The 18424-nt window shown below is 63.6% G+C and carries 16 protein-coding genes and 1 tRNA gene; 8 read left to right on the forward strand and 9 right to left on the reverse strand.

All coding sequences use genetic code 11. The features are described 5' to 3' along the window. Position 1: 1 nt before the first annotated feature. The 3 genes from exbD to GQ59_RS08725 are packed head-to-tail and all read left to right on the forward strand — an operon-like array spanning position 2 to position 2533. Positions 2 to 508: a TonB system transport protein ExbD gene (gene exbD / locus GQ59_RS08715; RefSeq protein ID WP_037080059.1), complete on the forward strand. Its 507-nt coding sequence runs from the start codon at positions 2 to 4 to the stop codon at positions 506 to 508. Continuing rightward, positions 505 to 1494 carry a cell envelope integrity protein TolA gene (tolA, locus tag GQ59_RS08720; protein WP_037080061.1) on the forward strand — a complete coding sequence of 330 codons (990 nt, stop codon included), beginning with the start codon at positions 505 to 507 and terminating at the stop codon, positions 1492 to 1494. The genes exbD and tolA overlap by 4 nt, the downstream gene beginning before the upstream one ends. Before the next feature lie 49 nt (positions 1495 to 1543). Continuing rightward, positions 1544 to 2533 (forward strand): Ldh family oxidoreductase, encoded by a 990-nt coding sequence (locus tag GQ59_RS08725; RefSeq protein WP_037080062.1) that lies wholly within the window; start codon positions 1544 to 1546, stop codon positions 2531 to 2533. Here the strand turns inward: GQ59_RS08725 and GQ59_RS08730 are convergent. The 4 genes from GQ59_RS08730 to GQ59_RS08745 form a co-directional block, all read right to left on the reverse strand. Then, the gene (locus GQ59_RS08730; RefSeq protein WP_037080064.1) at positions 2530 to 3801 is read right to left on the reverse strand and encodes an ABC transporter permease; all 1272 of its coding nucleotides are present in this window, start codon (positions 3799 to 3801) and stop codon (positions 2530 to 2532) included. The genes GQ59_RS08725 and GQ59_RS08730 overlap by 4 nt on opposite strands. After that, a complete protein-coding gene (locus GQ59_RS08735) occupies positions 3798 to 4487 on the reverse strand; it encodes an ABC transporter ATP-binding protein (protein WP_037080313.1) in 690 nt (229 codons plus the stop codon). The genes GQ59_RS08730 and GQ59_RS08735 overlap by 4 nt, the downstream gene beginning before the upstream one ends. A 2-nt stretch (positions 4488 to 4489) precedes the next feature. Continuing rightward, positions 4490 to 4954, reverse strand: a complete 465-nt coding sequence (locus tag GQ59_RS08740; protein WP_037080066.1) for a hypothetical protein — start codon at positions 4952 to 4954, stop codon at positions 4490 to 4492. A gap of 79 nt (positions 4955 to 5033) precedes the next feature. Further along, positions 5034 to 6785 (reverse strand): alkaline phosphatase, encoded by a 1752-nt coding sequence (locus GQ59_RS08745; protein ID WP_037080068.1) that lies wholly within the window; start codon positions 6783 to 6785, stop codon positions 5034 to 5036. 472 nt (positions 6786 to 7257) lie between these two features. Between GQ59_RS08745 and GQ59_RS08750 the strand changes: the two genes are divergently transcribed. The 3 genes from GQ59_RS08750 to GQ59_RS08760 all read left to right on the forward strand — a co-directional run bounded on the left by GQ59_RS08750 (position 7258) and on the right by GQ59_RS08760 (position 10943). Further along, positions 7258 to 7881, forward strand: a complete 624-nt coding sequence (locus GQ59_RS08750; RefSeq protein ID WP_037080070.1) for a ribonuclease D — start codon at positions 7258 to 7260, stop codon at positions 7879 to 7881. 129 nt (positions 7882 to 8010) lie between these two features. Further along, entirely contained in the window at positions 8011 to 9045 is a 1035-nt protein-coding gene (locus tag GQ59_RS08755; RefSeq protein WP_037080071.1) for a hypothetical protein, read from the forward strand. Between the two features lie 239 nt (positions 9046 to 9284). Further along, positions 9285 to 10943 (forward strand): hypothetical protein, encoded by a 1659-nt coding sequence (locus tag GQ59_RS08760; RefSeq protein WP_037080072.1) that lies wholly within the window; start codon positions 9285 to 9287, stop codon positions 10941 to 10943. Between the two features lie 77 nt (positions 10944 to 11020). Here the strand turns inward: GQ59_RS08760 and rpsA are convergent, their stop codons facing one another. The 3 genes from rpsA to GQ59_RS08775 all read right to left on the reverse strand — a co-directional run bounded on the left by rpsA (position 11021) and on the right by GQ59_RS08775 (position 14164). Further along, positions 11021 to 12727, reverse strand: a complete 1707-nt coding sequence (gene rpsA, locus GQ59_RS08765) for a 30S ribosomal protein S1 (protein ID WP_037080073.1) — start codon at positions 12725 to 12727, stop codon at positions 11021 to 11023. Positions 12728 to 12866: 139 nt separating this feature from the next. Continuing rightward, entirely contained in the window at positions 12867 to 13526 is a 660-nt protein-coding gene (cmk, locus tag GQ59_RS08770; RefSeq protein ID WP_037080074.1) for a (d)CMP kinase, read from the reverse strand. Continuing rightward, positions 13523 to 14164 carry an FMN-binding negative transcriptional regulator gene (locus GQ59_RS08775; RefSeq protein WP_037080316.1) on the reverse strand — a complete coding sequence of 214 codons (642 nt, stop codon included), beginning with the start codon at positions 14162 to 14164 and terminating at the stop codon, positions 13523 to 13525. The genes cmk and GQ59_RS08775 overlap by 4 nt, the downstream gene beginning before the upstream one ends. 248 nt (positions 14165 to 14412) lie before the next feature. Here GQ59_RS08775 and GQ59_RS08780 point away from each other — a divergent pair, with 248 nt between their 5' ends. After that, positions 14413 to 14802: a TIGR02300 family protein gene (locus tag GQ59_RS08780; RefSeq protein WP_037080075.1), complete on the forward strand. Its 390-nt coding sequence runs from the start codon at positions 14413 to 14415 to the stop codon at positions 14800 to 14802. Positions 14803 to 14971: 169 nt separating this feature from the next. Then, positions 14972 to 15047: transfer RNA gene (locus GQ59_RS08785), tRNA-Ala, on the forward strand. A 68-nt stretch (positions 15048 to 15115) separates the two neighbouring features. On the opposite strand, the gene GQ59_RS08790 is transcribed toward GQ59_RS08785, so the two are convergent. Both GQ59_RS08790 and GQ59_RS08795 read right to left on the reverse strand, forming a co-directional pair. Continuing rightward, positions 15116 to 16012 carry an EamA family transporter gene (locus GQ59_RS08790; RefSeq protein ID WP_037080076.1) on the reverse strand — a complete coding sequence of 299 codons (897 nt, stop codon included), beginning with the start codon at positions 16010 to 16012 and terminating at the stop codon, positions 15116 to 15118. Beyond that, positions 16009 to 18411, reverse strand: a complete 2403-nt coding sequence (locus tag GQ59_RS08795; protein WP_037080077.1) for a PIG-L family deacetylase — start codon at positions 18409 to 18411, stop codon at positions 16009 to 16011. The genes GQ59_RS08790 and GQ59_RS08795 overlap by 4 nt, the downstream gene beginning before the upstream one ends. Between the last annotated feature and the right edge of the window lie 13 nt (positions 18412 to 18424).

An 18424-nucleotide genomic window follows, 5' to 3' on the forward strand; every position in this document is an offset into this window, starting at 1 on the left:
CATGGCCGGCGGCATCCGCGAACAGCACGGCGACGAGCTTTCCGAAAATCACGAGATCAACGTGACGCCGTTCATCGACGTCATGCTGGTGCTGCTGATCATCTTCATGGTGGCGGCGCCGCTGGCGACCGTCGACGTCAACGTCGATCTTCCCGCCTCAACCGCAAAGCCCGCCGAACGGCCGGACGAGCCGCTCTACCTGACGGTCAAGGAAGACCTGAGCCTCAATATCGGCAATGACGCAGTGGCGCGCGAGCAGCTTGCGGCGACCCTCGACCGGGTGACGGAAGGCAAGAAGGACACCCGCGTGTTCCTGCGCGCGGACAAGGCGGTCGATTACGGCCAGTTCATGGAGGTCATGAACCTGCTGCGCGATTCCGGCTACCTCAAGATCGCGCTTGTCGGGCTTGAAACGCTGCCGGCACCGGCCCCCCCAGTCGCGCCGGCGCCCGCTGGAAATGCTCCTGCGGCCGCGCCCGCCGTACCGGCAACCGGGGGCAATCCATGAGCCTCGTCGTCTCGCAGACAGGTCCGGGGGGACGCGTCGGCGAGCTGGCGCTGTGGGGCGCTGCCGGACTGCTGATGCTGACGGTGCATTTCGGCGCCGCGGCCTATCTGATGCGCGAACAACCCGAGGTGCTCGCCGACAACGCACCGCCTGCAGCGATCATGATCGAGCTGGCGCCGGAACCGGAAGCCGCCAATACCGAGGAAGAACAGATCTCTCCTGACATGCAGGAGCAGGAACAGGTGATGAGCGAACAGGCGGAGCCTGTCGAGGAACCGCAGCCGGAGCCCGTTACCGAACCCGTCGAGCAGCCGATCGAACCGCCGCCGCAGGAAGTCGCCGAACCGGTCGAGCCCGAACCGGTGCAGCCGCCCGTGGTGGAGCCCCCGCCGGAGCCGGAGCCCCAGGTTGCCGAAACCATCCCCGAACCGCCGCCGGAACCGATCGAGGAGATCAAGCCGGTCGACGAACAGATGACGGCAGCGCTGGAGAATGTCGAAGTGCCGTTGCCGGCGATGCGGCCTCTGCCGCCTCCGGTCGCGGAAAAGCCGCCGGAACAGCCAAAAAAGCCGGAACCCCGAAAGGAACCGGTGAAGAAGATCCAGAAGCCGAAGCAACAACAACAGCAGGCCCGTCCGGACATGGCCGAGGCGAAAATCCAGGCCAGGCAATCGGACCGCACGGCAGCGAGCCAGAATTCCACGACCCTCTTCTCTTCGTCGGTCTCGCCGCAGCAGTGGATGACGCGCGTGCGGACGAAAATTGCTCGATACGCCCGCAAATGCCCTGGTAACGGAACTGGCGTCGTGACGATCCGCTTCAGCTTCGACGGGAGCGGCAACATCGGCAACGTGGCGGTCGCGGGATCGTCGGGCAACTCGTCTATCGATGACTATGTCGCATCGGCTGTCCGACGTGCTTCGCCCATCCCTGCGCCGCCCTCCGGTGTTGCAAGTTCGCTCAGCCAGCCGGTAAAGTGCGAATAACCGCCTGATTTCCTCGCGGTGTTCGCCCCTGAACCGATCTGGATCCAGCATGCACATCCCTCTCCATGACGCCGAAACGCTCGTCAGAAGCGTATTCGAAGCCAATGGCGTTATCGCCGACACCGCCCGCTCCGTCGCCCACGCGCTTGTGCAAGCTGAAGCTGCCGGGCAATACGGCCATGGGCTGCGCCGCGTTGCCGCCTATATCGGCCAGGCACGCACCGGCAAAGTCGATGGTAAAGCCAAGGCGATAGCTTCCCGGCCGCGGCCGGCGTTGCTTGTCGTCGATGCGGCACTCGGTTACGCCTATCCGGCCTTCGATCTCGCGGTTGCCGAACTTCCGGCGATCGCCCGGGAACAGGGCATCGCGCTCGGCGCCATTCACCGTTCGCACCATGCGGGCGTCATGGCGCTGACCGTGGAGCGGTTTGCGGAACTCGGCCTCGTGGCACTGATGTTTGCCAATGCGCCGGCCTCCATGGCCGCCTGGGGCGGCAGGAAGCGGCTGTTCGGCACCAACCCGATCGCCTTTGCGACCCCGGTCGCCGGCGAGGAGCCGCTGGTGATCGATCTCGCGCTTTCGACCGTCGCCGCCGGCAAGATCATGGCCGCCCGCCAGAAGGGCGAGAGCATTCCCGAGGGCTGGGCCTTCGACGCCGACGGCAAGCCGACCACCGATCCGCACGCGGCTCACAAGGGCCTGATGGCGCCTTCCGGCGGCGCCAAGGGGGCGGCGCTGGCGCTGATGGTGGAAATCCTCTCGGCGGGCCTGACCGGATCGAACTTCTCCTATGAGGCAAGCTCGTTCATGGACGAGAAAGGCCCGCCGCCATCGGTCGGCCAGACGCTGATCATCATCGATCCTTCCGCGAGTACGGCTTCAGCGGCCGAGCGGATCGCCGAACTTGCCCACGAGATGGCCTCCGAAGAGGGCGTGCGGCTGCCCGGGCGGCGCGGCCAGAACGCGCGCCGGACGGCGATCGAGCAGGGGCTCGATGTCGAGGACGAAGTGATCGCCGCGATCAAGGCGCTGGCTTAGGCCCGGAGCGCTGCCGCGGGCGACTGGCGATAGGCGAGGATGGCGGGCACGGCGGCCAGAATGGCCGATACCGTCAGCAGGATCAGCGCCATCCGCAGGTCCTCGCCCGTGAAGCCGACCGGCAGGACGATCCCGCTCTTGACGGTGAAGGCATTGGCGATCAGTTGGGCCGCGGCAAGACCCGTCAGGAAGCCCAGGCCGATGCCGAGTGCCACCAGCAGGAAAAGCTCGAGCCAGACGATCATAAACACCGACAGCCGCGGCGCGCCAAACGCCCGGAGCGCGCCGATCTGGCGCCGCCGCTGGCCGATATGGGTCACTGTGACGAGAACCAGCGCGGCCGCCACCAGGCCTTGCGAGCCGGCTGCGACGGCGCTCAGAACCATCCTGGCATCGCCGAGGGTCGCATAGAGGCCGGTGAGCACCTCGCCCGGGAAAACCGCGAGCGTATTGCCGTTGCGGTATTCCTGACGGAGCTTGTAGGCATCGGCAATCGTCTTCGGCTTTACGAGGACGGCCGGAAGGCCAGGCGCTTCTGAGGCGAAATCCTCGTCGATAACAGCATCCGCATCGATGGCGCCGTGATGATCGTGATCCTCATCCGGGTGGTCAGCCGCAGCGACCTCGCCTTCGTGATGCTGTTCATCCTGGCGCTCATGCCCGTGGCCGAGGCCATGGACGTGCCAGACGGCCTGGATCGGCACCAGGATGGCCCGATCCCAGGGCGTCCCCGTCGGCGGAAGCTTGCCGGTCACATGGTACACGACGCCTGCATGGGTCTCGCCGCCCATCTGCGCCGTGCCGTGCATGGGCTTGATTTCGGCACCGACCGGCAGCTTCACGGCAGCGCCGACCACCGCCTCGCCCTCCTTCTCGAACATGCGGCCCTCGGCAAAGCCGGAAACGGTGCTTCCGATCAGCGCGCGGGTCGTGCCGACAAAAGGGTAGCCGGCAAAGGAATCGCCGAACCCAACCGGCGCCACCCAGGCAACTCGCGGATCCTTCGAGAGCTTCGCCAGCACATCGCCCGGCATCAGGGGCAGCGGCGCGGGCTGCAGGAAGATCGAGGAGAGCACGAGCTGGGTTTCGCTGCCCGCCGCGCCGATGACCAGATCGAACTTGTCGGCGGCGCGGGCGCTGCCGAGCCGCAAGGCGCGCTCCTGCAGCGTGACCGTGACGCCAAGGGCAGTGGCAAGCGCCACGAGCAGCACGACGACGACGGCGCCGGCCCAGAGACGGCGCAGATCGGCCAGGATGAAACGGATCATGCGGCCACCTCCTCGCGCAGGTCGTCGGCGACGACGCGGCCGGCGCTAAGGGTGATGCGGCGATCCAGGCGATCGATCAGCCGCTGGTCATGGGAGACGACGATCAGCATGCTTTTCGCCTCCGCCGCCATGTCGAACAGCAATCGTCCAACCGCCTCGCCCGCCTCCACATCGAGGCTGGCCGTCGGCTCGTCGGCGACGATCACGCCCGGCTTGCGCAGGACCGCGCGGGCAATCGCAACGCGCTGCATCTCGCCGCGCGACATGGTCTCGATCTTCTGGTCCGGGCGGGAAAGCCCGACGCTTTCGAGAAGATCGTGCGCACGGGCGATCATGGGCGTATCGGCGACACGCGCCAGCCGCGCCGGCAGGAGCACGTTCTCGACCGCCGAAAGACCTGGGAAAAGATGGAAATCCTGCATGACGAGGCCGACATGCTCGGCCCTCCAGCGGTCGCGCGCCGTTTCGGAAAACCGGCTGATATCCTCGCCGCTCCAGACGACCTTTCCGGAAGTGGGGCGTTCGAGCCCGGTAATGACATTGATGAAAGTGCTCTTGCCGGAGCCTGAACCGCCGGTGACGGCAACGCGCTCTCCGGCTGCGATCGCCAGGAAATCGACCAGTAAAACCGGGTTGTCGAGGCCGGGGAACGATTTTCCCAGACTGTCCAAATGCAGAAAAAGCATGGTCATGCGGCCTGATATGCCGCGTCTCGGATCCGCAGAAGGCTGACAAATCCGGTCTCGGGATCCTTCCAAGAGCCAACCTCAAGGGTGCCGCGCACCTCGATCGTTTCATTCGCCTGGGTGAATGTCTGCTTGCGGTGAAGATAGATGACGATGATGTTGTCGGGCCAGTCCGCATCGGAGGAGCAGAAGGGGCAGAGCGCCATCGGCACTTCGGTCAGCACGAAGAAAGCGGCCTCGGCCTTCAGCGGCGGCGCCATGAAACCGCGGATTGCTACTTCCCGGCCGGCCAGCTTCTTCACCTTGTCGGAAAATTCGAGGCCCAGAACGCCGTATTTGCCATAGAGTTCGTTGAAACCAAGGTCATCGGCAGCGACAGCGGCACGGGCTGCCGCAAGCAGCGGCGCGGCGGCTGCCAGGCCCAGCAAGCTGCGCCGGCTGAAACCCCGGGAAAAGCGCTTTTCCATGAAACCTCCTGAAACGGTGTTCCCGGCCAAGTCTCGGCCGGGAACGGTGTTTTACCACGGGTTCGGCCCGCGACAGACCTTAGTTGGTCTGCTTGCTGCCGAGGGCGAAGGTATCGGCGAGCACCTTGTAGATGTCGCTTTGTTCCATATAGCCCTTGAACCCTTCCGAACCGGGGCCGGCCGCCTGCAAGACGACGTCATCAACCGAGTGTACGCCGCTATCGCCGCTTTTCGGGATATTGCCCTGGACGAAGACTGCGCCGGGCACATTCTTGTACTGTTCGTTGACGACATATTCCTTCTTCTCGTTCTGGATGGCCGGAACGAACGGGCCATCCATCTTCGGGCGGAAGGTTTCGTAGTGGTCAGGGCCGTTGTTGGCGGCGAGGAACAGGCGGCGCGAGACGTCGATCTTGTCCGGATAACCGTCGCCGTTTTCGTCCTTGTAGTTCGGGAAACCGGCTTCCGCATAGATGCCGACCTTTTCGCGCATCTCGGTGCCCGGCTTTTCGTCGTCAACCGTGCCGATGATGGAAACGCCGTGGGTATGGTCGCCGGTGACGACGATCAGGGTGTCCGGATGCGTCTTCTGGAACTCGCGGGCAACCGCGACCGCCTGGTCGAATTCGATGGTGTCGACGACGGCGCGGTCCCAGTCCAGCGGATGGGACATCTTGTCGATCGAGGAGGCTTCGACCATCAGGAAGAAACCATCCTGATCCTTGGAAAGGCGATCGAGAGCAACCTTGGTCATCGCGACCAGACCCGGCTGGTTCGGATATTTTTCGACGGTACCCTTCTTCAGGAACTCGCGGTCGAGCGTGACGTCCAGATTGCCGGGATGGAACAGGCCGAGCAGCAGCCCATTGGCGTTTGCGCCGGCGGCAAGTTCGTTCTTGTCGGTGGCCAGCGTGTAGCCGGCATCCTTGAAGAGCTTGATAAAGTCCTTGTCGTCCTTGCGCTTCGAACCGGCGGTCGCCTGCGGCAGGAAGTAAGCGGAGCCACCGCCAAGCACGACTTCAGGCTTCACGTCGAGAAGCATGCCGACGACATCTGCCTTGTCGTTGCGGTTGCGGGTGTGGGCGACGACGGCAGCCGGGGTGGCGTCTTCGATTTCGGACGTGGCGACGATACCGATGGATTTACCGGTCTGGCGGCGAAGGGCTTCGGCGATCGTTTCGACCCTCGGATCGTCCAACGGGTCCGGCGTACGGTCGGCGTAGACGCCAATCGCGTTCACGGCGGTCTTGTGACCGGTCATGTAGGCGGACATCGTGTTGGCCGAGTCGGTGTTGATCGCGTTGGTGGCCGAGGTGCCGACGAAAGCCATGCGGTCGAGGTCGTCCATGGCGAGGCGGCCGTTTGCCTTACCCTCGGTCATCCCCTTGGACATGATGCGGGCAGCGGTGCGGTGGGCGACCGACAGGCCGTCGCCGAGCAAGAAGATGACGTTCTTGGCCTTCGGGGCAGCGCCCGTGCCGTAGACGTTCCAGGTGACGGTCCTGGTCTCGGAACCGGCCGAGATCTCGACCTTGTAGTCGCCGGCATTGGCGAGCGTCAGACCGCGCAGGATGACCGCAGAACCGAGGAGCTTGTCCTTGTTCTTCTCTTCCGCGACGAACTGGACTTCCTTGCCGAGGACGGTCTTGTAGTCCTGGCCGTTGACGGTGATCTTGACGTCTTCCGGCTTTACGACCGAGGTGAACTCGACCTTGAAGTCGAAGGGGGAGCCGGCGAGGATCGTGGCGCGATCCAGCGGATATACGGTGGCGGCCTGGGCGGCGCCGGCAAGCACGGTCGAAACGACCAGGGCGGCAAAAATCTTGCGCATAGTAACCTCACGAAAAATTCAAAGGGAAGGCGAGGTTCGTATATCGGCGGTGCATGACACACACGTGACGCCAGCCAGCCCGGCTGCCGTGAATCAAAACGCAACGTCCTGAGGGGGAAATCCTGCTCCAGAAACGGAAAAAGCCTGGCGCGGGAGGAGGGTGCGCCAGGCTTTAAACTTGATCGACAACTGGGAGGAGGAGGATGTTGTCGATCCGTATCGAGCAACACTGGGAGGAGGAGTGCGTCGCTCGATGAGCAAAGATATAGGCTAATCGTTTAATCACGCCAACCCATCCTGCCGCAATGCAGCAATGCACTGAACGCAGAGCTGAGCAAATGCCCGAGGCTGACCCCATCGCTCAATGGGGCTTTTTCGGCGCCTGCTGCTGGGTCCCCTGAAGATCACCATATCCCTCGGTAAAAACGTGGTTTATAGCGAATTCGCGGCAGATAGACGGACGGAGACGGACATGGCAGAGATCAGGTATCACGAAGGCGATATTCCGGCAGCGGATGCGGCGCGTTATACGGGGGCGATCGCCATCGACACGGAAACCCTCGGCCTCGTGCCCCGCCGCGACCGGCTTTGCGTCGTGCAGCTTTCGCCCGGGGACGGTTCTGCAGACGTGATCCGCATCGCTGCCGGGCAGAACGAGGCTCCAAACCTCGTCTCCATGCTTGCCGATCCGACGCGCCAGAAGATCTTCCACTACGGCCGCTTCGATATCGCGGTTCTCTTCCACACGTTCGGCGTGACCACGACGCCGGTGTTCTGCACCAAGATCGCCTCGCGGCTGACCCGCACCTATACGGACCGGCACGGACTGAAGGACAATCTCAAGGAAATGCTCGATGTCGACGTTTCCAAGGCCCAGCAGCAATCCGACTGGGCAGCCGAGGTCCTTTCGCCGGCGCAGCTCGAATATGCGGCCTCCGACGTGCTGCACCTGCATGCGCTCCGCGACAAGCTGAGCTACCGCCTGGTGCGCGACAGGCGTGCCGACCTCGCCCAGGCCTGTTTCGAGTTCCTGCCGACGCGGGCGAAGCTGGACCTGCTGGGCTGGGAAGAGGCCGACATCTTCGCCCATAGCTGACGTCCGCGAAGGTCCTCCGCCCCAATCCGAGAAGCGCTGCATAACCTGTAGTTGTCCGGTAACGTTCCGTTAACTGTTCGAATCTAATTTTGCCCGCGGTATACCCCTCGACGAGACCGGAATTCGGGCATGTTGCTTCCTACCCAGCAGACTTATGGGCTTGCCGCGACCAACATGATGCAGTCGATGCTCGACAGCATCGAGGAGCAGCGCAAGAAGGACGACGAACAGCGGACCGGCAAGAAGAGCGACCCGGTTACCGAAGCCCGTATCAGCGCCAGCGAAGATGCCCAGCGCGCCCGCGACAAGATCACCTCCGCCCTTTTCGGCGTCACCAAGACAGACCCCAACGAGCTGAAGATCGAACTCGTCGACCGCCTGGCTGCCAAGCTCGGCATCGATACCGACGAAGCGCGCTCGTCCTACAAGCTCGGAAAAGCCCTGGAAGACGCGCTGAAAGAGATGATGCCGGATGAGATCGGCGAACTCGTCGAAGATCTCGGCCTCGAAGACATCGGCATCTCGATGGATACGCTGCTCTCGGCAATCAAGAACCCTTACGGCGACGACAACCAGCGCCTGATGGACGGCCTCAACCGGAAGGCCAATGGCGGCAAGCTCGACACGGAAGTCGAACGCGTCGTGCAGAGGCTGGAGGATGTCGCCGATCCTAAGACGCTCGAAGAGCTGAAGCTCGGTCCACAGGGCTACGATCCCACCCGTGTCGAAGATGCCGAAACCCGCGCCGAGCGCCGGGCCGACATCGAGGCGGCCGAAGCCGGCAAGAAACTCGAAGACGTCCAGAAGGTCCAGGACGTCATCGAAAAGAAGAACGACAAGGCGAATGCCGAACCCGCTGCCGACGGCGCTACATCCGTGGACGATACAGCATTGCTGGCCCTGTTTGCTGCCGCCGCCGAACAGGTCGCCGGTTCCGATACCGGCAACGCTGCCGACAGCCTCGTTTCCGACGATAGCTCCGGCAAGGACGAAGCCTCCGACGGCCTCCCGGCGGAAAACGAAGCGCCGACCAATGAAATGGCGGCGAATGCGATCGAGGAGCTTGCAGCCGATAACGCCGAGAAGTCCTATGCCGACATCGTGCCGGTGCATGTGGACGAAATCGGGATTTATGAATTGTTGAAGAAGAAGTTGGCTGCGTGATCCTGCAATAACCCCCAATCTCCCCCTCATCTGCATCGGAACGGATCATTTTCGCTGAGCTGTCAGCGAAAGGTGGAGCCCGTTAGCGAGTTGTTAACCTTTTTGCCCCACAGTCATGTCTGTGTATCGGCACTGGCGACGCCATGAGGCGTTCCGGTCGCAACGCCGCTCGTTGCGAAAAGACAAGAATCCGTTCAGCCGAGCTGTCCTATCGTCTCTATCAGACATTGGAGCGGACGATGCTGCCCCCGGTTCGTACCAGTTCATTCGTTGACTATCAGACACCGTCGCAGCAACCGATGCTGCGTCAGCGGATCGACGTGGCCAATACCGCGGCGAACAGCGGGTTGATCGGTTCCTCGCCGATGTCGGCGGGGCGGCTGGACATTCTCTCGCTTTCGGCGCAGCTCCAGCTCGCCCAGGGTTTTTCCATCTTCGCCGAAACCATCGGCAGGCTGATCAAGGTCCCTCGCCGCGAAGGCGAAGCATTGGCGGATTATGCCCAACGCCTTTCCGAGGCGGTCAAGGGGATGAATCCGGCCGAAAAGGCGGCTCTCGAGCGCACGCTCAACCAGCTCGTCAAGGGCATTTCGCTGCGCCTGCTCACCGAAATCCTCAACAATCCGGCAGGTCCCGATGCTGCCCGCGTCGCCATACAGCTGGAGACCGCGCAGCTGCTCGAGCGCGACCTCGTGGCAAAAGCCGTCGTCAGCTCCTATCGGCAGAATGCCGGGGCGGAGCAGGCGCCGAGCATCTTGCCGCAGCCGGCGAACGCGGCGCCATCAGCATCCGGCGGGACTTCCGTGCCCACCGCCGAAGCCGAGGGCCAGGCCGCGCAGCCCGGCGAGGAAACTGCGGTCGACGGAGCGTCGCCAGAGGCTATGGCTGCGGAGGCGGCTACGCAGGACCCGGATGCACCGCGGGTTTCGACGGCAACTTCCGGCGCCACTCCAGGCCCGACCATGCTTTCGGCGGAAGCCGAAGCCTCGCCGGCGCAGACCGGCAACAATGCATCGCAGAGCCCAGAGAACGATCTCGACGCGGCACCCGCGTCGGTGTCCGCGCGGGACGCGGCCGAGCTCCCGGAGAGCGGGACGCCAGAGGTTGCAGCCGCCCAGGCCGACGAGACAGCGGAGACCCCATCCGCAACGCGCCCGGACGACGGCCGGCAAACCGCAAGCGCCGCCGGCGATCGACGCATGTCTCAGCCCGTGTTTTACGATGGTCCTGCCCTGGCCCGGCTTTCCCAGCGCGGCCTTGAACAGCAAAACGGCGTTCGCGGGCCGAATGCAGAGAAGCTGGCGAACGAGGCGACGACCATATGGCTCGCGGAAGTGCTTGCCGAGGCCACCAGCGAGCTTCTCGACGGCCTGCCGGTTGCGGCAAGGCAATTGCCGGAACAGCAGGCGCTGCAGCAGCTGACCGACCAGGAGCTTTTCGGAAAATCCGCCAGCCAGGCGAAAGAGGCCGCGAGCGCCGCCGCGACGAAATCCGGGCCGCCGATCACCGACGAACCGGCAAGCACCGGTTCAACGGGCGGCACGACAGGTCCCTCCGCGAACGCAGGCAGCCAAGCCGCCGGCGCGACGGAACTCGCCGAACAGCTGGCGCTCCCGATCGCCCTGCCGCATGCCTTTCGCGAGGGCGTTGCTCTGCCCTACGTCGCCTATCCGCCGGAGGAGCGCGAGCGGGACCCCGAGGAGCGCAAGACCAAGGCGATCTCGGAAACCGACGAGGACGGCGAACAGCAGCATTCGGCCGGCGAGCAGGCGTTCAGCGACGATCACCCGGACGACGACCACGCCCAGGACGACGAGAGCGACGACGCTTCGAAGGAAGCCGTCGAAGATGCCGACCGGGCCAACGATCTCTATTGGCGCATGGCCGGCTGGACGTAATTCGATCCATGAAAACTGCGCATGAAAAAACCGCCGGACTTGCATCCGGCGGTTTTTGATTCTCAGAGAAGCTTCGATTACTCGTTGCTGCCGCGGTTCTTCAGAGCCGCACCAAGGATGTCGCCGAGCGAAGCGCCGCTGTCGGACGAACCGAACTGAGCGACTGCTTCCTTCTCTTCTGCGATCTCGAGAGCCTTGATCGACAGCATGACCTTGCGGTCCTTCTTGGAGAAGTTGACGACGCGGGCATCGAAGACCTGGCCGACCGAGAAACGCTCCGGACGCTGATCGTCGCGATCGCGTGCCAGGTCGTTGCGGCGGATGAACGAGGTGATGTCCTCGTGGTTGACGAGCTTCACTTCCACGCCACCGTCGTTGACGGCGATGACTTCGCACGAGACGACGGCGTTCTTGCGCAGTTCGCCGGAAGCAGCGGCGTCGCCAACCGAGTCCTTGCCGAGCTGCTTGATGCCGAGCGAGATGCGCTCCTTGTCGACGTCCACATCGAGAACGACAGCCTTGACGACGTCGCCCTTGTTGAACTCCTCGATGACCTGTTCGCCCGGACGGTTCCAGTCGAGGTCGGAGAGGTGGACCATGCCGTCAACGTCGCCTTCGAGGCCGATGAACAGGCCGAATTCGGTCTTGTTCTTGACTTCGCCTTCGACTTCAGTGCCGGCCGGATGGCTGTAGGCAAATGCCTGCCACGGATTTTCGAGCGTCTGCTTCAGGCCAAGCGAGATACGGCGCTTGGACGGATCGACTTCGAGAACGACCACGTCAACATCCTGCGTCGTGGACAGGATCTTGCCGGGATGAACGTTCTTCTTGGTCCAGGACATTTCGGAAATGTGGATGAGGCCTTCGATGCCCGGCTCCAGCTCGACGAATGCACCGTAGTCGGTGATGTTCGTGACGGTACCGGAAATCTTCTTGCCGACTGGATACTTGGCGGCAATGCCATCCCACGGATCCGACTCGAGCTGCTTCATGCCGAGCGAGATGCGGTGGGTTTCCTGGTTGATGCGGATGATCTGTACCTTGACCTGCTGGCCGATGGACAGGATTTCCGACGGATGGTTCACACGGCGCCATGCCATGTCAGTGACGTGCAGGAGGCCGTCGATGCCGCCGAGGTCAACGAACGCACCGTAATCGGTGATGTTCTTGACGACGCCGTCAACAACCTGGCCTTCTTCGAGGTTCTGAACGATTTCAGAACGCTGCTCGGCGCGGGACTCTTCGAGAACCGTGCGGCGCGAAACCACGATGTTGCCGCGGCGCTTGTCCATCTTGAGGATTTCGAAGGGCTGCGGGTTGTGCATGAGCGGGGTGACGTCGCGGATCGGACGGATGTCGACCTGCGAACGCGGCAGGAAGGCAACGGCGCCGTCGAGATCGACGGTGAAGCCACCCTTGACCTGGTTGAAGATAACGCCTTCGACGCGCTCGCCAGCTTCGAACTTGAGTTCGAGCTTGACCCAGCTCTCTTCGCGGCGAGCCTTCTCGCGCGACAGAACTGCTTCGCCCAGCGCGTTTTCGATGCGCTCGACGTAAACTTCGACTTCGTCGCCGACCTTCAGCGAACCGTCCTTGCCCTTGGCGCCGAATTCCTTCAGCGCGATGCGGCCTTCGACCTTGAGGCCGACGTCAACGACGGCCATGTCCTTTTCGATCGCGGTGACGCGACCCTTGGTGACGTAGCCTTCAGCCAGATCGTTGGTAGCGAAGGATTCTTCGAGGAGGGCTGCGAAGTCCTCCCGCGTGGGGTTAGATACTGCCATGAAATCTCCTGAGGTACCCTATACGGGCCCATTCAGCGCCGGTGGTTCGTGTTGCACATGCCCAATGTTCAGGTCCGCCTCCCTCATCGGAATTATCCGGGGGAGGCAATCCGGCGCGGGGACCGAACCTCGGGCTATTCTAATTCGATTGTTTCTTCAGGGCGGCGTCTATGATGGTCTTCGCTGCCCGAAACGCGGCCTCTATACTCATTTCCGAGGTATCAAGCAAGTGCGCATCGTCGGCTGGCTTCAGAGGGCTGTCGGACCGGCCCATGTCGCGTTCGTCGCGCTTCTTCACGTCTGCGAAGATTGCATCGTAATCCGCCTCGCCGCCCTTGCCGACGATCTCGTCGTAACGGCGCCTTGCCCTCACATCCGCGGATGCGGTGACATAGAGCTTCACCGGAGCATCGGGACAGACGACCGTGCCGATATCGCGGCCGTCGAGCACCGTTCCCGGCTGCCTTAAGGAAAAGGCGCGCTGCGCCTCGACCAGAGCCCGGCGGACGGACGGCATGACCGCGATCTTCGAGGCCGCCTCGCCGATCGCATGGGCGGACAATATATTGCGATCGAGGCCGGCGAGTTCCACCTCACGCGCCATCTTCCCGGCGATCTCCTCATTATCGAGCGGCAAGCCTGCATCGAGCAGCGCCTTGGCGGTGGCGCGATAGGTCAATCCCGTATCCAGATGGTGAAAGCCGTAGGCGTCTGCGATCTGGCGCGACAACGTGCCCTTGCCGGCGGCTGCGGGACCGTCGATGGCGATAACGATTGCGGGGGTCGAATTCAAACTCATGCTTCGCGCAGGCCTCCATACTGGCGGACGAGATCCGCCATATCGCCCTGCCCGGGCATTTCATCAAGCCCCGCCGCAACACCTTCGCGGTCGCCGACCGGGCGGTTCTGGCTGACCTTCCACTTGCCTTCGATCGCGGCGATCTCGATTTCGATACCGACAATGCCTTTCAGCTGGGCGCGGATGAAATCGTCTGGCGCGTCGGTGACGGCCCAGGGCATGGCGCGCCTTCCTTCATGCTGGCTGGTGATGGCGTTGATCTGCGCGAGCAGCCAATCCGCGTCCTCGACGATGCGGGCCGAGCCTCTTGCCTGGACGATCGCATAGTTCCAGGTCGGCACGACCTTTCCGGTCTCGCGCTTGGTCTGATACCAAGAGGGCGTGACGTAGGAATCCGCGCCCTGGAAGACGGCGATAACCGACGCGCCGTCGCGAATGTCCTTCCACTGGCCGTTGGCACGCGCCAGATGCAGCCGAAGCGTCCCTTTTTCCGAGGCCTCGGCATCCAGATGAAAGGGCACAGGATTGGCGAGCAGGCCGGAATTGCCGGATGTGACCAGCAGACCGAGCGGATGGGCGCGGATCAGCGCATGCTGAGTTCCGAGATCCTCTTCGCGAAAATGGGGCGGCTGGTACATGCTCTCGACCTCTTTCATCGCTCATCCGCAGCGGCCGGCAGTACCTGCCCGCCGCCGCGGAAATTTCCACCGTGCCTAACATAAAGCCCGTGATCGGTCACCGCTTTCACCCTTATGGGGTCCATGAAAAGTTTGTCTTTGACATCAAAGAGCGCAGGCTTTATGGGGACCGGCTTAGATTTTCACCCTATAAAGCCGCGATACAAGCGGCGCGCCGAACTATTCGGCCATCCCATGAGGCTCTGACTGTGGCAAAAGCGGAACTCGGAACCAAGCGAACCGACCCCGATACCGGCAAGAAATTCTACGACCTGAACCGCGATCCGGTCGTCTCCCCCTATTCCGGCAAATCCTGGCCGCTGTCCTTCTTCGAGGAGCACAGCGCCGCCAAGAAGATGGAACAGGCCGAGGAAGAAGACGTCCAGGAAGTCGATACCGAAAATCCGGAAGTCGAACTCGTATCGCTCGAAGAGGGCGACGAGGCCGCCAGCGGCGACGATATCCCGGATATCGGCGATGACGACGATGTCGATATCGGCGATGACGACGACGATACCTTCCTGGAAGCCGACGAAGACGAAGACGACGACGACATGTCCGGCATCATCGGCGTGACCGGCGACGACGACGAAGTCTGATCCGATTTTCAAGTTAACGCCCGGCAATTCAATAAAAATTGTCGGGCGGATAAAATACGGCTTGCACTCTCCGTAAACCGGAAGTAATAAGCCGCCACTCCAACGGGGCAGCGCTCAACAAGCGTCCCTCGGGAGTTCCCAGGACCGGCAAATACCGGACCACCCTGATGGGGCTATAGCTCAGCTGGGAGAGCGCTTGCATGGCATGCAAGAGGTCAGCGGTTCGATCCCGCTTAGCTCCACCAAATTTCTTTCCCAGACAGATAAAGATCGACCGGCCGGAACGCCTATTCGCGCTCGCGCTATCTCACCATCAAAGTCGGGCGCGGCGGCGGTCGAGCCAGGCTGCGCCTTGCAGTGCGGCCAGGATGATCAGCACGCCGATCACCACCCTCACCTCGGGCACTTCATTAAAGAAGACGTAGCCCGTAACGGTCACGAAGACGATCGAGAGGTAACCGACGGGCGCGAGCACGCTGGCATCGGCGATCCGGTAGGCGCGCAGGAAACAATATTGGCCCAGCTGGGCGAGGAAGCCGATGCCGAGCAGCGGGATCCAGTCGAAGGGCAAAACCGGCTGCCAGGTGAAGACCGCGGGCACGGCGGTGATGACGGCGAGGCCGACCGTGTAGAAAACCATCATCACTGTGGTGTTCTCGTCCTTCAGCGCCCGGGTCTGGATGATCGCCAGCGAACCGAAGACGACCGAGACCAGCACGACCAGAACCTCGACATCGAAGCTCGACGTGCCGGGCGCCATGACGATCAGCACGCCGATGAAGGCGAAGCCGGCGCCGAGCCAGCGGATGCGGCTCACCCTCTCGCCGAGCATGGCGACCGCCATGGCCATGGTGATCAGCGGCCGGGAGAAGCCGACCGCATTGACCATGGCGAGCGGCAGCATGGTGATGGCGAGAAAATTGCTGGTGAGCGCCACCGCATTGCAGGAAATGCGAAAAATGTTGCGCCACGGGTGCTTGACCCGGCGCATTTCGGCGCGGTGCCGCCAGATCAGCGGCAGGATGAACAGAAGACCGATCATCGCCCGGATGAAGACGAGCTGGAAGGCCGGATAGGTCGCGCCTTGCGCCTTCACCAGCGCTGTCATGCCGCCGGAGACCAGCGTCATGTCGAGAAGCAGCCAGCCGATGCCGGTGCGGGCGTTCGAGGCCCGTTCGCTATCCGACTCGGGAACTGCCTCCGTGCTCACGCCGGCTGCACGAGGTTCGCCATCAGCCGGAAGGCGCCGGGCACGAGCTTGCCGAGCTGGTGATGCAGCACGAGGCTGGTATGGGTGTGGCGGCCCTTGCCGATCGCTCCCGAGATCAGCGCGCCCTTGAGGGGCTGTTCGTTGGCGTCGTGCATGGCCAGCAGCGGCTCGTAGGCGTCATCCCAGCGGGAGACGAAATAGAGGCCGCGCTCCTTGTCCCATCCCTGCCAGTCTTCCGGGCCGATCACGTTCGGCCCCTTGAGGAGAACGTGGTCGGGCGCGAGCACCGTGACTTCGGCCTTCGGATCGGTGACGCGCCAGCGCAGCGACGGCGAGCCGATCTCGATGCGGCGGACAGGGGTCTCGGTCGGGTCCCAGCCGTCGCTCGGACGGTGGTAGAGGGTGACGAGGTGGCCGCCCTCTTCGACGAAGCGGTGCAGGCGTTCGGTGGCGGCGGCGAGGTCCTTGCGGATGCCGAAGGCGAAGATGCCGACGACGATCGTGGTGAAGCGTGACAGATCGCCAGAGAGTGCCTGGGCGTCGAGTTCGGTGACGTCGAGGCCCATGCGGGCGAGCCACAGGCCGACGCGGTCGGCACCGGCGCCGACATAACCGACCCGCGCGCCTTCGGGCAACTTCAGGTCAACCGACAGGATTTTCAGCGTCGCGGGCGCGCGAAAACCGGTGCGGCCGATATGCCGGTAGGCGATCGGGGTGACCTGGAAGGCCGGGTGGCCGTCGACCTGCGGTTCGAGCTCGACGAGGCCGGGCTTGGCCGCGTCGGTCGAAGAGGCAGTCCAGCCGTCATCGGTCTTTTTCATCATCCAGCCGGCCGGTGTCTTGAAGGAGACCGGCGCGTTGACGCCGGAGACATTGGCCTTGATCGGCCATTCCGTCTGCTTGGTGCCGAGGGGCACGAGCAGCGCATCCGGCAGCAGGGTCAGTGACTGGGCGGGCGTCACCGCAAACGGTTCTTCGAGGTCGAACGTGCCGGAGACCGTGCGGCCCCAGATCTCGGCCGAGACTTTTACATGCGCGTGGCCGTTGCCGCCGAGTGCCGACCAGGCGGGCAGGTAGAGGCCCGAAAGCGGCGCATCCGATGCTGCCGTCAGCGCAAATACGCGGTCATGGGCGAGCGACTGGACGGAGGACGACACGCCGGCCGGGAGAACCGGGGCGACGTCGACCTTGTGGCTCGAAGCGCCTTCGCCAAGCTCGACGGTGAGCGTCGCAGCACCTCCGGGGGAAATGACGGAGGGATCGGCATAGGCACGGTCGAAGATCGCCGCTGCATCGAGGATGGCGGCATCGACTTCCATCTGCTTGCGGGCGATGCGGTGGCCCTGCAGGGTCGTGAATTCTTCCGGTGCGGCGGAGGCTACGATGTCCAGCCAGCCGGCGGCCTCGGTCAGCGCCCTGATGATGGCATCGCGATCGGGGAAGGCCGCAATTGCAACGGCGATGGCGGCATCCGCAGAACGCAGGGCCTCCGCCACATTGGCGGGCAGGCCGGCGAAACCGGCAAGAACGGTCAGCGATGCCGGCAGGTCTTCGAGCACCGACTGCTCGGATTTCGAGCGCGTGGCGGAAAGCTTCAGGTGCAGCTGCCAGTCCTTTTCCGGCCGTTTCGGCCAGTGGCCCATGCCCTGGGACGCGTGGTAATAACGCGACCATTCGCCGATCCGGTCATAGTCCGCGCCGGTGGCTGGATCGCGGCCCGTGGCCACAACCGTCACCGTCGTATCCGGCGGCGGCACTTCGTCGTCATAGGTATCGCCACCGCCGGACCAGGCCGGCAGGTAATATTTGGCGACCTTCCAGGGTTTCAGGCCCTCGGTGAGATGTTCCGGATAGGCATTGGGGTCGGCTGCGAGCATAATCGCCGTCTCCGCCGCCCGCGTCATGGCGCGGTGGTGGCCGTGCTGGCCGGGGACGTCGAGGAAGGTCGGGATGACGATATCGGGGCGTTCCATGCGGTAGGCGCGCACCAGGCGCTCGACCGTGCGTGCCTCGCCCCAGCGGGTGAAGGTCGCGTCGCCATCCTTGGAGAAGCCGAAATCGTGGACCGGGTCGGTGGGACCGTGGCCGAGCCAGGAGACATCGCTGTCGATCGCCCGGGCGGCCTCTTCCAGCTCGCGGGAACGGATGACGCCGAGCGCGCCGAGACGCTCGGGCCCAAGCGCATTCTGACCGCCCTCGCCGCGCGTCGAGCAGGCGATGATGACTCGCATGCCGAGGCCGAGACGGAACCAGGCGAGCATGCCGTTCTGCTCGTCGTCCGGATGGGCACCGGTATTCATCATCGTGACCGTCGACTTCAACCGCGAAAGCTTGCGATGGAGCCGGACGAGCGAGGGATCGGCCATCTGCCGTTCGATGCGTTCGCGGGCGGTCAGCATGAAAGGTTCTCCA

Origin of the sequence: Neorhizobium vignae (assembly GCF_000732195.1) — a bacterium.
Classification (GTDB): domain Bacteria; phylum Pseudomonadota; class Alphaproteobacteria; order Rhizobiales; family Rhizobiaceae; genus Neorhizobium; species Neorhizobium vignae.